A 14,507-nucleotide genomic window follows, 5' to 3' on the forward strand; every position below is an offset into this window, starting at 1 on the left:
ATATTAAGTACCAGTTGCCAAGATACTCCAATCACCTCATCTTTAATATGCTAGACTAATAAATATGTATAAATAATGAAACGCCACAAGTAAATGCACAGAGGTGAGGAATAATTGAAAAAGAAAGATACTGCCATGGTTATGCTGATTGTTACATTAGGTTTTTTGGCGATTGGCTTTTCAGCATATTATTACGTTAACGATGTACGAATCACACCAATTGAAGATGAAGTATTAAGGAAAGAGATTTTAAACGAATTGGATTTACTAGAATATAAAGAAGATGAGTCACGGCCGAATAAAGATGATTTGCAACAATTAGAATCACTTGTATTTGATTCTCATGAAAAAGAAGAAGGAGAAACGGTGAGAAATCTTGAAGGGATTGAATATGCGACGAATTTAGAGGAGCTAATTATTAATCGAAATGAGATAGATAATCTTGAGCCTCTTGAATCATTAACAAAACTACATACATTAAATTTAAGTTATTTTCCATGGGAAGGAGAAACTTATACAGAAAAGCCAAAGGGAATGATTAAAGATATTAACCCTTTAAAAAAGTTAACGTCTTTAAGAAAGCTCCATTTATCAGATAATGAAATTCGAGACATATCAACTTTGGGTAATTTAGAACAGTTAGAGGAGCTTTATTTAGGAAACAATCAAATAGACGATATACCAACCTCTTTTCAGAACTTGAAAAAGCTAAAGACACTTTATCTTACCGAGAATAAGCTGACTAACATAGAACCGCTTGAAGGGTTGATTGGTCTTGAAGTACTTGATTTAGAAAAGAATGATATTCAAGATTTTAGTGCACTCGAAGGGTTGACCTCGCTTAAAGAGTTGAACACTATAAAAAACTCCGAGAATCTTACGGATTTATCTTTTTTGAAAAATCTGGAGAGTTTAGAGAATCTCGAAATCTCTTTTCCTGACGGTGTTGATTATTCTTCAATCGGTCAATTGCCGAAGTTGAAATTTTTAACGATTTTTAGATCGAAGGTAGATTCGTTTGATTTTTTAACTCCTTCAAATAATTTGGAGGAAATCACTATGCTAGCAAATGAACTCTCCTCGTTGGATGGTATTCAACATGCGAAAAATCTTAAAAATTTGCATGCGTCAAGTAATAATATAAAGTCGCTTAAGCCACTGAAGTCTTTAAAAGAACTGGAAAGATTGAGTTTATCGGATAATGAGATTAAGAACCTCAAACCTTTAAAGAACTTAAAGAAACTAAAACAACTAGACCTTGATAAAAATCGCGTCTCATCCATAGAACCACTCGAAAAATTAACGAAACTTAATGAGTTGACACTTCGAAAAAACAAACTGAAAAAAATAGATACTCTTAAAAATTTAAAGTTCCTAAAAAGGTTATGGTTGAGCGGAAATAAATTAACGGATATTGAAGTGATTTCGAGTTTAGAACGATTAGAAATGTTAGGTTTAGAAGATAACAAAATTGAAGATTTTCAGGCCATTTCGGAGTTAACTGAGCTTAAACGGTTATGGGTGGAAGGTAATCCAGATGGAGAGAGAGACTCGTTACTCAGTGATTTAAAAGATCATAATGGAATTATTTTTATAGACGTATTGGAAGATTAATTGAAAGACGGTTATGGGGCACGCACTCAAGTTTTGGACAGTTGTTCGACTGAGGCGTGTCCTTTTTATGTAGAAATTCATTTTCCATTACAAAGCATATAGAAAATCTGAAAGTCGCGTGCAGGTTTGGGGTTAAGCCGTAGTTAATCAAAGTTGATCATCAATCGATCTTTTATCGATAGTATAACCCCGGAAGAATTTTAATTTAAATAATTCTTGCAATTCAATAATTTTTCTGTTAATGTATTTATAATTTCTTTTTTGAAAAAATACAGAAAAATCTGAGAGGAGAAAGGCAATGAAATTGAGACAATGGGGACTATTAATTGTTATTGGCCTAATGCTAGTTGTCATGGCAGCATGTTCCGGTGGCGATGCAAGTGACACCTCCGGAGAAGCCAATACAGATGCATCAGCAGATGCTGAAGAGACATCAGGTGAAGATGGGGAAAAGGTGCTTAATTTCACTAATCCGGAAAATATACCGACAATGGATTCTTCTCTTGCGACAGATGAATCATCTTTTGTTTATTTAGCAGCAACTACAGAAGGGCTCTACCGCTTGGATGCTGAAACACAGACAAGCCCTGGGATTGCTGAAGATCATGAGGAAAGTGACGATGGCTTAACTTGGACATTTAATCTCCGTGATGATGCCAAGTGGCAAAATGGTGATCCAGTTACTGCACATGATTTTGTCTATGCATGGCAACGTGCGGTTGATCCTGATACAGGTTCAGAATACGGACCATATATGATGAATGGTGTTATTAAAAATGCTGAAGCCATCAGTAAAGGGGACAAGCCAGTAGAGGACTTAGGAGCTACTGCAGAAGATGATTATACATTGGTTGTAGAATTAGAAAATCCAACGCCTTATTTTGAAACACTGACAACATTTGGCACATTCTTTCCGTTAAATGAAGACTTTGTTGAAGAGCAAGGCGATGATTATGCAATAAGTGCTGAAAATTTATTAGCGAATGGTCCATATAAAATGGCTAATTGGGAAAGTACGTCCGATTCTTGGGAATTAGAGAAAAATGAAGATTACTGGGATGCAGACGAAGTTAAGATGGATAAACTAACATTTGAAGTGGTGAAAGATCCACAAACAGCTGTGGACTTGTATGAATCAGGGGTTGTAGATCGAGTAGACTTAACGTCTGATCTTGTAGACGAATTCTCAACTAATGATGATTATGTGGCAACACCAGATACGTTTGTTCATTATATTAAATTAAATCAGACAAATAATGAAGCTTTAGCAAACGAAAATGTTCGTAAAGCAATTAGTAGAGCATTTGATAAAGAAGCAATGGTCAATGAAGTGTTAAATAATGGTTCATTTGTAGCGAACGGAATTATTCCAGCAGATTTCACACCAATGCCTGACACAGAAGAAGATTTCCGTGAAGTGAGTGGAGATCATGTTCTATACGATGTCGACGAAGCTCAGGAATACTGGGAAAAAGGTTTAGAAGAACTTGGAACAGATTCGGTAGAAATTGAGTTACTGACTGATGACGATGAAACAACGAAAACAATGGTAGAATATTTAGCGAATCAGTTTTCTTCAAATCTACCAGGACTAACGATTGATTTGAAAAAGGTTCCGAAAGAGCAACGTCTTGATTTAGACGACAGTGCTGATTTTGAAATGCAGGTGACAAGATGGGGTCCTGACTTCCTTGATCCATTTACGTTTATGAACTTGTTTACAACAGATAGTGGCAATAACCATATGGATTATTCTAACCCAGAGTATGACAAACTAGTTAAAGATACGGCGTCGGATTTAGCAACTGATAATCCTGCCCGTTATGAAAATTTCCTTGAAGCTGAAAAAGTATTATTTGAAGATGGAGCCATCGCACCACTTTATCAAGCATCACGTGCACAGCTTATTTCACCACGGGTTGAAGATGTTCATGTCAATCCATTCGGTGCAACATATGAATATAAATGGGCGGATGTTAACGAAGAATAAATAGATTGGGAATCCATTTATCGCAGGTTAACTGGCTGTAAGACCCCCTACATCAAGGTTTCGAGGGGAATCAAGAATTATAAGTGGAGGAAGTATGAAACCCCCCACTGATTGAAGTTTCAATTTATCTAACTGATTCAGGTCACCAACTAATGATGACCTGAATCAGTTTTTTAAATTTTACAGTGTTTACCGGCGAGTTACATTGCTGTCATAGAAACTCCTTGGGTAAATTTGGTATACAACACTTTCTTTCCACCAATTCTTTTCCATACAAAATTTCCTCCAATATTGGCATTGTTTTAATTTTTATCCCGTCTTGCAAAATCGACGAAGCGAAATTTATCTGGTCGATGTCTAGATTCAGTAAGCTGAAAAAGGTTGGCGTCATCTAAATAAACTTGGCTTCTTATCACCACAATATTTGAAAAACCATCCATATCCAGTAACTCACGGTCTTGGATAGTTGGCGTTTCGACGACGATTTCTTTCTGCGCAAAGCCAACAACGAGACCGAGTTCATTTTCAATATAATCATAGATTGATTGCTCACAAATTTCTTTAGAAAGCAGTGGAACATGTTTTTCGCTGAAGTAGTCTTTGTCCAAGATGATTTTTTCATTGCTTATTTCCCGGACACGTGTAACATGCCAAATTGAATCCTGTGCATCTGACTTTAATAGTTTTGTCTTATCATTTTCCGCTTTTAAATAACCAATGTCGCTTACAATGGTTTTGCTGTTTAAATGAAGCTTGTTCGTTAATTCTGTATAGCTTTCAATACCAGATACGGGGAAAGAAAAACGATTCATATCAATAACAATGGATCCTTTGCCGCGGACTTTTTGGATATAGCCATTTTGCGACAAAAGATCAAGTGCTTTTCGTATCGTTTCCCGTGAGGTGCTGTATTGAATGGATAACTGATTTTCAGATGGAAGCATCGTTGAAACAGGCCAGACATTTGCTTCAATTTTATTTACTAAATCATCATAAATCGTTAAATATTTTCTCTGCATGTAATCCCCTCATTATTTCAAATGATAAATAATGGATTCATAAGGTCTTAGATAGAGTTGGCTTAAATTCTTGGAAGAATCATCATAATTGGACAGCAGAATTTCTGGCTGGTTAGTCGTCTCTCTCATCTGCATATCCACCGTAATTTCTTCTCCGTAAAAATTACTGATCACGATTAATTCTTCATTATTCCATTGTCTTTTATAGGCAAAAACTTGTGGGTCATCTTCAAAAAGTAATTGATAGTCCCCATACGTTATAATATCATAGTTTTTTCGTAACTTGATCAACTGTCGGTAATGATAGAAAACCGAATCTGAATTTTGTAGCGCTTCTTCCACATTAATATCTCGGTAATTCGGTGCTAAGTCTAGCCACGGTTTCCCGTTTGTAAATCCTGCCTGATCGTTTGCTGACCATTGCATTGGTGTTCTACCGTTATCACGAGACTTTTGCTGGAGAATACTCATAATCTCATTTTTCGCTTTTCCTTCGTTTTGTAACTTTTTAAAGGCATTCAAGGATTCGACATCTCGGTATTGGTTAATCGAGGTGAAATAGGGATTGGTCATGCCAATTTCTTCACCTTGATAAATATAGGGTGTGCCTTTCATCATATGAAGTGTTGTTGCCAACATTTTAGCCGATTTTTCACGGTATTTCTCATCATCACCAAAGCGGGAAACAATACGAGGTTGATCATGATTCGTCCAAAACAAGGCATTCCAACCTCCACCTTCATGCATCCCTATTTGCCACGCTGAAAGAATCTTTTTTAACTCGAAAAAGTCAAACGGAGCTGTTGACCATTTGTCCCCGTTTGGATAATCGACTTTCAAATGATGGAACTGGAAGGTCATTGCAAGTTCTTCGCGTGCCGGTTGCGTATATAATACACAGTTTTCAAGCGTTGTCGATGACATTTCTCCCACAGTCAACATGTTGTATTTTGAAAAGACTTCCTGATTCATGTCATGTATATAGTCATGAACAAGTGGACCATCCGTGTAAAATTTACGCCCATCTCCAGCTTTATCATTAGGAAAACCTTGATTCTTGGAAATAAGATTAATGACATCGAGTCTGAAACCATCAATTCCTTTATCCGCCCAGAAACGCATCATGTCGAAAAGCTTTTCTCGCAGTTTTTCATTTTCCCAGTTCAAATCAGCTTGCGTACGGTCAAATAGATGTAAATAATATTGGTCTGTCTTTTTGTCTAATTCCCATGCAGATCCGCCGAACTTGGATTGCCAATTATTCGGGGGATGCCCGTTAACGTTATCTTTCCAAATATAAAAATCACGATACTCATTATCCTTAGATGATGCGGATAGCTTGAACCACTCATGTTCGGTCGACGTATGGTTAATCACAAGATCCATGATGAGTTTCATATCTCGTTTATGTGTCTCATCAAGCAACTCCTGAAAGTCTTCCATTGTCCCATAACTTGGTTCGATGGAATAATAATCGCTAATATCATAACCATTATCGTTTTGCGGTGATTTATAAATGGGCGTCAACCAAATAACGTCAACACCTAACTTTTTAATGTAGTCCAGTTTGGAAATAATCCCTTGAATATCTCCAGTGCCACTTCCAGTTGTATCAAGAAAACTCTTCGGGTAAATCTGATACACGACTGATTTCTTCCACCATGCCTCACTCATGTTTTCATGCCTCATTTCAAAGATGTTTTAATTTTTTATTTTACGTTTAGCGAGAATAAATGTAAGAATAAACGGAACGACGATGACAATTAACATTCCGAGTAAAAACGATACCATACCATTATGAATAGATAAAAATCCAGGAATTCCTCCAATACCAACAGAGGAAGCTTGGACATTCCCCATTGTGATAAAGGCACCTGCGATCGCTGTTCCTGTAATCGCTGCATAGAAAGGGTAGCGAAGTTGTAAGTTCACTCCGAACATGGCAGGTTCCGTGACACCTAACCAAGCGGAGACACCGGACGTACCAGCCAATCCTTTTTGTTTTTCATTTTTAGCCGCTAAGAATATAGCAAATACAGCGGAACCTTGGGCGATATTTGATAACGCGACAATCGGCCATAAGAAGGTTGTTCCCGTACTACCAATTAATTGTAAGTCGACGGCTAAAAATGTGTGGTGCATTCCCGTAATAACTAATGGAGCATAAAGCGCACCGTAAATAAGCCCACCGACAAGTGGCGCTGCTTTAAAGATAGCAACTAATCCTCCTGTAATCCAGTTCCCAATCGCAAATGTCACCGGTCCAATGATAATAAAAGCTAGGAATCCTGTCACTAGTAGGGCAATTGGGGCGACAACTAATAATTGTAAAGAATCAATGACTCGCTTATTCAACGCCTTTTCAATACTTGCTAATACCCAGGCGGCTACGAGTACTGGTAAAACCTGACCTTGATAGCCCATCATATTAACTTCAAATCCAAATAAATTCCAAGTTGGTGCGGTACCTTCAGTAGCCGCAATAGCATAGTCACTAGCGGGCATTAACGAAGGATGAACCAAAATTAAACCGAGAACAATACCGAGTAGCGGATTACCTCCAAATCGTTTAACGGCTGACCATCCTATTAAGGCAGGGAGGAACGTGAAGGCTGTATTGGCAATCACGTTAATCATATCCGCAGCACCGGCCCATGATGGGTACATGTCAATAATTGATTCATCTGTAAAAATCGGATTAACTAAAATATTATTAAGTCCTAGAAGTAATCCAGCGGTCACAATCGCTGGAAGAATGGGAATAAATATATCGGCTAATGTTTTAATCGCATGTTGAAGTAAATTCCGTTTTTTACCCCCAGCGGCTTTAACCTCGTCTTTTGAAGCTTCTTTTATTCCTGTTTGATGAACCATCGATTTATATACTTTATCAACGGTACCTTGTCCGATGACGACTTGGAATTGTCCATTAGCTGAAAATGTACCATTCACAACATCGATATCTTCAAGCGTTTCTTTATCCACAAGTTCTTCATCAACTAAGGCAAAACGAAGTCGGGTGACGCAATGTGTAGCGGCACTAATATTATCCACACCACCAACTGCATCTATAATTTTTTCTGCATCATCACTATATTCCATTCTATGTTGAGATTGTTTCTTTTCTTTCGGCTCTACAACTGATTGATTTTCAACCTGAAGCGAAAGCTCAAGTAGATTGGATTCACCCGCAATAACAGTGGTATCGCTTGTTTTTCCATAGCTGGAAACCATGTCGCCATTAGTAATAATCACAGGTGTGATATGGCTTGCCGCTTTTTCTTTAATTAATTGGAGATCAAAGGTAATGAGTGGATCGCCGACTTTTACTTGATCACCTTGTTTGACATACACATCAAAACCTTCCCCATCCATGTGAACGGTCTCTAGGCCGATATGAATTAATAGTTCAACACCTGATTTACTCTTTATTCCAATCGCATGTTGCGTAGGAAACGTTAAAATTACTTCCCCATCCACAGGTGAAACGACTTTGCCATCGGTCGGCTCAATAGCCAGACCATCACCCATCATTTTTTCAGAAAACGTCGGATCAGGAACATTTTCGAGGGCGGTAGTCTTTCCGTTGACTGGAGCAAATATGGTTTCATTCTTTACATCTTGGTTAGCCATCGGTAACTTCCTCCAATTCTATAGCATACTTTAGATTTTAGGTTAACTTGTATATACATGTTATTTAGAAGTGTAACTTGTCTATACAAGTTTTGCAAGTGCTTACAATTGGTATTTAAAAAAATTCCCTTGTACTATGTCCGTTAAACAAGAAAAGAGGATGGGACATAAGTATTTTAGTTAATGTAAAAGCGAACGTATTAAAGTATTTTTCCGAAGCGAATAACGCTCGCTTAAAATTGTTCGTCTTTTAATTACTAATACTTAGTTTTGTCCCAGCCTCTAAACGGTTTGTATTAAAACTATCATCTAGATAACTGTTAAAATAAAATATCATCTTTATTACCAAAAACAGGGCTGTCAATTTAATGACAACCCTGTTTCGCTTCTCAGTATGGATAATAATAGGGAGGCTGCTGGTAATAGTAAGGTTGATAATAGCCGCCATAGCCACCATAACCACCAGGAAAGCCGCCAAATCCACCATATCCGCCATAAGGATAACCGCCGTATGGAGGGAATAATGAACCGACCAATAAACCACTGGCTAAGCCGCCGAGAAATGGACCACCAGATCCATGAAATCCGGGCCTAGGCCTCCCATGCCCTCCATGATGCCCTCCATGATGCCCACCATGCTGGCTTTCATGCATAGGTGGACGTCTGAAGTCATCTCCGAACGTTCGCATACAATATTCACACTGTACGGGAAACTGGGTATACATATCGTTTACGTGTGCACCGTTCATTAATTGTGGTACTTGATTATCTTCGTTTACTTCATCCGTTCTTATATTATTATTATTGTCTACCTTCACATCATCCTCTGTTTTAGTTTCTTCATCTGATGCCGTGTTGTTTGTTGGCATGCTTTGATTATAATAAAATTCTTGATCCAATGATATTCCCCCAATTCAAAATTTTAGCTTCATCATTAGGGTATGCATTTGCCTATAAAGTGACTGGGCGATAAAGGAAGAGAACTAGTTACATAGACATTAAATTGTTCTTGATGCGATTTTTATGTATATAAAAATATAAAGACGGATCTAATGCTTTTTCTAAAAAACAATAAATCCGCCTCTTATGCTTTATGCGAGTTTTATCGCAGGTTAAACTGGCTGTAAGACCCCCACTTCAAGGATTTGAGCGGAATCAAGAATTATAAGTGGGGGGATCAACAGCCAGCAAAAGCCCGATTCGTTCAACTAACAATCAGTGGGGGAAGTATGACAACCCCACTGATTGAAGTTTCACTTTATTTAATCAAGCTCAACCGAAATTACATTACCCGTATTCCTATCTATTTCAACTTCATACTTAACACCTTGTTCATTAACAATTTCAACTTCATAAATCATTGTACCATGCTTCCGCTTTCTTTCGGCTTCAACCACTTCACCCGGTACTTGATCAAGGGCAATATTGATTGCCTCAATAATATCTATCTGACGATTCGCCTCAGTTAGTTGTTGCTCATATGAAAAAGGCTGATTGTGAAACTGCGGTTGACCGGGGTTCCACCCTAGCTCAGTCTGTTGAACATTGAACTGCTGCTCAGGCGGATGGGGACCTTGGAAGTTTGGCTGTGGCATCGGATGGTATCGACCACAATCTCTGCAAAATTGTACCTGTTGATTTGCCTGTGGATGTGGAAATTCACCTGTATGTGGCGGCTGCCATTGTTTATTATTCATTGATTCTTTCTCCTCCTATGTTTTAATCTCATTACCCTTAATATCCTATGCATTTGTCCTGGGTATGTGCTTACTTTGATTAAACATTAAGAGGGTTTGTTGTTAGAAGTGGATGGTTATAGCATTCCAGAAGATTAAAAGTTTGAGAACAGGTCTCGCTTTATCCGGTGTCGCAATATATAGTGGCTTATCTGAGGTATTCATTGAAAAATGCTGGCTGATGGAAGGCTTTAACATTTTACAAGAATAGTATTAAGAAACCATGCATTTGAACCTCTAAAATAGATAAGATTTGTAATTTGTGATAAAGTGAATTTGTTTGCTAATCATGTGTGAAGCCAATAATAAAGGAGAAATATCATGACTCAGAAAATAATCTTTTTTGATATAGATGGAACATTACTAAATGATCAAAAGGAACTACCAAACAGTACAGAACAATCAATTCAAAGACTAAAGAAGGACGGACATATCGTCGCAATTGCAACAGGCCGCGCTCCGTTTATTTTCAAAGATTTAAGGGAGCAGCTGGGGATTTCCTCTTATGTAAGTTTAAATGGTCAGTATGTCGTTCTTAATGGGAAAGTTGTCTATAGAAATCCATTAAATTTACCTGCCTTAAATGAACTAGTTGCCTTTTCCGAAGAAAGAAATAATCCAATTTTATATATGAGTCATGCGGATTGGCGTGCAAGTGGTAAGCGTAATGCGTTTGTAGAAGACATCATTGGTTCATTAAAAGTACCTTATAAGGTTACATTTGAATCCTCTCCTTATGATGCATATGAGAATTTTCAAGCTGTCTTGTTTTGTGATGCTGAGGAAGAAGAGTTGTATAAAGAACGCTTTAACCAATTTAATTTTATTAGGTGGCACGAACATTCAGTTGATGTCCTACCAACAGGAGGCTCTAAAGCAGAAGGAATCGAGCGACTCATTAAAGCAGCAGATCTTAAGCAAGAGAATGCTTACGCTTTTGGTGATGGGCTAAATGATATGGAAATGCTTAAATACATACCTAACAGTGTCGCTATGGGAAACGCATTGGAACCAGTCAAAAATGTGGCGAAGTTTGTTACAAAAACTGTTGATGAAGATGGTATTGAATATGGCTTGAAAGAACTTGGACTCTTGTCATAATTAGTTATATTCTAGCGGACAGAGGCGCGCCCAGAGGGCAATACAATGTAAAAAGATGAAACGGATTACTAAAGCGAGGCAATGAAAAATGCTCTGGACATAGCTGGAAAAAACTTCACTCTCCCCCGATGATGAAAGTGAGAATCTAGTAGATAAAACCATGACAATTATGCATGAATAAGTTTTTGATGTTTTCACGGAAGGGACACTGGGATGTCAAAATAGATGAGGTAGATGAAAATGGTGAGCTAAAGACCCATCATGGAAAAGCCTTTCGTAAAAGAGACTTTGACAACTAATGATTTGAAGACTCCTGAGATTCTTCAGGAGTTTTTTAGTGGGAAAAATGTTGTCTTGACAGCACTTGTCACCTTGACGCGATTTTTGACAATAATTGTCGAAAGATTCTTTTTAATTTATGTTGCATATTAGTTAGGTATAAAGTACTATTAAATAAATATGTGTTCACCTAGAGAATTTTTCAATAACTTTAAATGTATAGTGTTTACATTTTCTTTTTGTTACATAAGTTAGAGGATTATTGATTAATGAATGAGGGGAGGACAATCTAAGTTGTTAAGAAAAACCAAGGGGGGAGAACTGATGTGACGGAGAGGTATGATTTGAAACTTAGAGATTTGTTAATGAAAAATAAACAACGAATTTATTATCAACTACATACATTAAGCATCAATGATACGCATCAAGAGTATTATCAAGAAGGGTTAGTTGCGATGTGGAATGCTTACCGGACATATCATGCAGACAAAGGCCTTCTCGCAACTTATTTCAATTACACAATTCGCTACCGGTTGATTGACTTATTGTGTCAGGAGAATCGACATAAAGAAAAGAAGAAACAATACTTACAACACATGATGTCGGAAATGGATAAAAGAAATTTTCTTTACTTTCATTCTACTTGCTGTGTTTTAAAGTCGCAACACTCAACATTGCTCGATACGCTAAAATGGTTGAATGTTAAAGCTAATCTCACAGAGAACCAATGGAAATGGGTGAAATATTATATGATCGAAGGATTTTCGATAAGGAATATTGCTGCCCAGGAAAATGTATCTACAGATGCAGTGAAAAGTTGGGGGAGAGATGTAAGAAAGAAATTGGGAGAATTGTGGGATTTAGACGGCGATGAAGATTCTTGGAGTATTTAAGCTGTATAGATATTATAAAATTGTAGAAAAAGATCTGGTTTAGCTATTTTTAAATCAGTTCTTTTTTATAGTTTATTTTAAAATTATCGGATTATTATAAATCATTTGAAAAGTAATATAGTATAAGTCCTAGTTTATAAATAATTGTCAATTTCATTATGTCTATATTGGTGATAATAGAGAGCCAGGTGAAAGTCAGGATAGCCGTAATGATACCATCGTTCCGGTGCCAGAAGAAAAAAGTAAAGGAAAGGTTCATTTTTCAATTTGACCTATTGGAACGTTATGAGTTTGTACATATATTTTTCAGCTAACTAGCAGTTTCCTATTTAATAACGGAAGCTGCTTTTTTAATTGGTTATGTTTGTTTTAGACAGATATGTTAATCTAACTAATAATTAGATTAATCAGATTTAAAAATATTTAAGATTCTAAGTTTTATTATTTAATAACAAAATCTAAGAGGTGGTAAAATGAAAGTAGTCGTTATTGGAACTGGAATTGTAGGTGCGAGTGCTGCTTATCAGTTAGCAAGAAACAATGTAGAGGTTGTTATGGTTGATCGGAAAGAGGAGGGGAAGGCAACTTCTGCAGGAGCTGGGATTGTATGTCCTTGGGTTTCAAGGGTGGAAAACGCCGATTGGTATACGATTGCAAAAAGAGGAGCGGAGTTTTACACCGAGTTAATTAACAATTTGAAAGAAGATGGTGAAGACAATGTCGGATACAAGAAAGTCGGCGCTATATGTGTGTCTGAAGACTTAAACCATTTGGACTCCATTGAAAAAAGAGTTAAAGAAAAGAGACGAGATGCACCTGAGGTTGGAGATATTATCCGTTTAAATCATAATGAAACTCAAAAAATATTTCCACCTATTAATGCGAGGTTAGAATCTGTTTTTGTATCTGGAGCAGCTCGAGTGGATGGAAAATTGCTTCGTGATGCTTTAAAGCGGGCTTCTGAACGACATGGTGCAAGAATGCTTGAGGGTAATGCGGATTTAGTTCAGGAAAATGGTAATGTCATCGGGGTTAAAGTAGATGGAGAAAAAATACAGGCAGATCAAATTATAATGACTGCTGGAGCTTGGACACCAGAGCTTTTGAAGCCCTTAGGTATTACTTTAAATGTCAAACCACAAAGAGGACAAATTGCACATATATCGATGCAGGAAAAAGACACATCTGATTGGCCTGTTGTCCTGCCCGATTCCAGTCATTATATGTTAGCTTTCGATGATTCAAGAGTTGTTGTTGGCGCGACAAGAGAAGATAATTCAGGGTTTGATTACCGGTTGACTGCAGGAGGGGTGAATGAGGTTCTGTCAGAAGCTTTGCACGTTGCCCCCGGTTTAAATAATGGCACACTTAAAGAAGTACGCATTGGTTTTCGTCCGATGGGGACAGATATTTTACCTATTATTGGCCACATTGAGAACTATGACAATGTAAAAGTAGCCACAGGGTTAGGCGCTTCAGGACTAACGATGGGTCCTTATGTTGGTTCTTTAGCAGCATCACTTATTCATAATAATGACATTGAGATAGATCTCACGCCATATAGTCCTTCCCGAGCCATGACAGTTGAATTGAACAATTAAGCTAAAAACTGTTTTGGCTTATATATATTGAAAAATATAAACAAGGCAGGTGGAGTATTCCATGGCCAAAGTGTTAGTTGTCGGTAGTTATGTTGTTGATCTGATGAGTCGTACCCCTCATATGCCAAATTTGGGCGACACAGTATTAGGAGGTCGGTTTAAAATGGGACCTGGTGGAAAAGGAGGAAACCAAGCCGTTGCAGCGTCAAGCTTATGGTATGAAGTGACGATGCTCACTAAAGTGGGACATGGTATGTTTGGCGATTAGGCATTAACACATTTTAAAAAAGAAAATATAGATACGAGCAATATAAGCCGTCATCCAGATGAAGCGACAGGAACAGCTCTTATGGCGATGGACTCTGGATGCTGTCAAAACAACGATTGAGTTGGCTTATGAATTGGGTAAGCCAGTTGTTTTAAATCCAGCTCCATTCAGAGAAATAAGTAAAGAGCTTTTAGGAAAAACAAATTATATTAACATTTAAATTAGAACTATAAAACTTACAGGAGGATTAACCTATGCAACGAACACAAGGAAAACAAAAAGGTTTAGAAGCAATTTCAGATAAAAATGGCATCGTATTAGCCACAGCCATGGATCAACGCGGTTCACTTGGAAAAATGATTCAATCTTATAA

The 14,507-nt window shown here is 37.4% G+C and carries 11 protein-coding genes; 6 read left to right on the forward strand and 5 right to left on the reverse strand.

What is annotated here, in order from left to right; all coding sequences use genetic code 11:
- Positions 1 to 114 precede the first annotated feature (114 nt).
- Positions 115 to 1,614: a leucine-rich repeat domain-containing protein gene (locus KQI49_RS16025; RefSeq protein ID WP_216490576.1), complete on the forward strand. Its 1,500-nt coding sequence runs from the start codon at positions 115 to 117 to the stop codon at positions 1,612 to 1,614.
- 298 nt (positions 1,615 to 1,912) lie between these two features.
- On the forward strand, positions 1,913 to 3,604 hold the full coding sequence (locus KQI49_RS16030; protein ID WP_216490578.1) for a peptide ABC transporter substrate-binding protein: 1,692 nt from the start codon (positions 1,913 to 1,915) through the stop codon (positions 3,602 to 3,604).
- A 302-nt stretch (positions 3,605 to 3,906) separates the two neighbouring features.
- Here KQI49_RS16030 and treR read toward each other — a convergent pair whose 3' ends face one another.
- From treR to KQI49_RS16055, 5 genes are all read right to left on the reverse strand, one after another.
- Entirely contained in the window at positions 3,907 to 4,623 is a 717-nt protein-coding gene (gene treR / locus KQI49_RS16035; protein WP_216490580.1) for a trehalose operon repressor, read from the reverse strand.
- Positions 4,624 to 4,635: 12 nt separating this feature from the next.
- Entirely contained in the window at positions 4,636 to 6,297 is a 1,662-nt protein-coding gene (gene treC, locus KQI49_RS16040; protein ID WP_216490581.1) for an alpha,alpha-phosphotrehalase, read from the reverse strand.
- 27 nt (positions 6,298 to 6,324) lie between these two features.
- The gene (treP, locus tag KQI49_RS16045; RefSeq protein ID WP_216490583.1) at positions 6,325 to 8,256 is read right to left on the reverse strand and encodes a PTS system trehalose-specific EIIBC component; all 1,932 of its coding nucleotides are present in this window, start codon (positions 8,254 to 8,256) and stop codon (positions 6,325 to 6,327) included.
- Positions 8,257 to 8,645: 389 nt separating this feature from the next.
- Entirely contained in the window at positions 8,646 to 9,155 is a 510-nt protein-coding gene (locus tag KQI49_RS18955; protein ID WP_371817585.1) for a hypothetical protein, read from the reverse strand.
- A 363-nt stretch (positions 9,156 to 9,518) separates the two neighbouring features.
- Positions 9,519 to 9,953 carry a PepSY domain-containing protein gene (locus KQI49_RS16055; RefSeq protein ID WP_216490584.1) on the reverse strand — a complete coding sequence of 145 codons (435 nt, stop codon included), beginning with the start codon at positions 9,951 to 9,953 and terminating at the stop codon, positions 9,519 to 9,521.
- 360 nt (positions 9,954 to 10,313) lie between these two features.
- Between KQI49_RS16055 and KQI49_RS16060 the strand changes: the two genes are divergently transcribed.
- The 4 genes from KQI49_RS16060 (at position 10,314) to KQI49_RS16075 (ending at position 14,134) form a co-directional block, all read left to right on the forward strand.
- Entirely contained in the window at positions 10,314 to 11,093 is a 780-nt protein-coding gene (locus KQI49_RS16060; protein ID WP_216490586.1) for a Cof-type HAD-IIB family hydrolase, read from the forward strand.
- Between the two features lie 605 nt (positions 11,094 to 11,698).
- Positions 11,699 to 12,265 (forward strand): sigma factor, encoded by a 567-nt coding sequence (locus tag KQI49_RS16065; RefSeq protein WP_371817586.1) that lies wholly within the window; start codon positions 11,699 to 11,701, stop codon positions 12,263 to 12,265.
- 473 nt (positions 12,266 to 12,738) lie between these two features.
- The gene (locus KQI49_RS16070) at positions 12,739 to 13,866 is read left to right on the forward strand and encodes an NAD(P)/FAD-dependent oxidoreductase (protein WP_216490588.1); all 1,128 of its coding nucleotides are present in this window, start codon (positions 12,739 to 12,741) and stop codon (positions 13,864 to 13,866) included.
- A gap of 61 nt (positions 13,867 to 13,927) precedes the next feature.
- A complete protein-coding gene (locus KQI49_RS16075; protein WP_216490589.1) occupies positions 13,928 to 14,134 on the forward strand; it encodes a PfkB family carbohydrate kinase in 207 nt (68 codons plus the stop codon).
- Positions 14,135 to 14,507 lie beyond the last annotated feature (373 nt).

Origin of the sequence: Virgibacillus sp. MSJ-26 (genome assembly GCF_018918075.1) — a bacterium.
GTDB lineage: Bacteria > Bacillota > Bacilli > Bacillales > Amphibacillaceae > MSJ-26.

Excerpts from the sequence above, each read along its gene's own strand:
- KQI49_RS16055 (WP_216490584.1), bottom strand. The coding sequence starts at position 9,953 with ATGAATAATAAACAATGGCAGCCGCCACATACAGGTGAATTTCCACAT.
- KQI49_RS16060 (WP_216490586.1), top strand. The coding sequence starts at position 10,314 with ATGACTCAGAAAATAATCTTTTTTGATATAGATGGAACATTACTAAAT.
- treC (WP_216490581.1), bottom strand. The coding sequence starts at position 6,297 with ATGAGTGAGGCATGGTGGAAGAAATCAGTCGTGTATCAGATTTACCCG.
- treP (WP_216490583.1), bottom strand. The coding sequence starts at position 8,256 with ATGGCTAACCAAGATGTAAAGAATGAAACCATATTTGCTCCAGTCAAC.
- KQI49_RS16070 (WP_216490588.1), top strand. The coding sequence starts at position 12,739 with ATGAAAGTAGTCGTTATTGGAACTGGAATTGTAGGTGCGAGTGCTGCT.
- KQI49_RS16030 (WP_216490578.1), top strand. The coding sequence starts at position 1,913 with ATGAAATTGAGACAATGGGGACTATTAATTGTTATTGGCCTAATGCTA.
- KQI49_RS16075 (WP_216490589.1), top strand. The coding sequence starts at position 13,928 with ATGGCCAAAGTGTTAGTTGTCGGTAGTTATGTTGTTGATCTGATGAGT.
- treR (WP_216490580.1), bottom strand. The coding sequence starts at position 4,623 with ATGCAGAGAAAATATTTAACGATTTATGATGATTTAGTAAATAAAATT.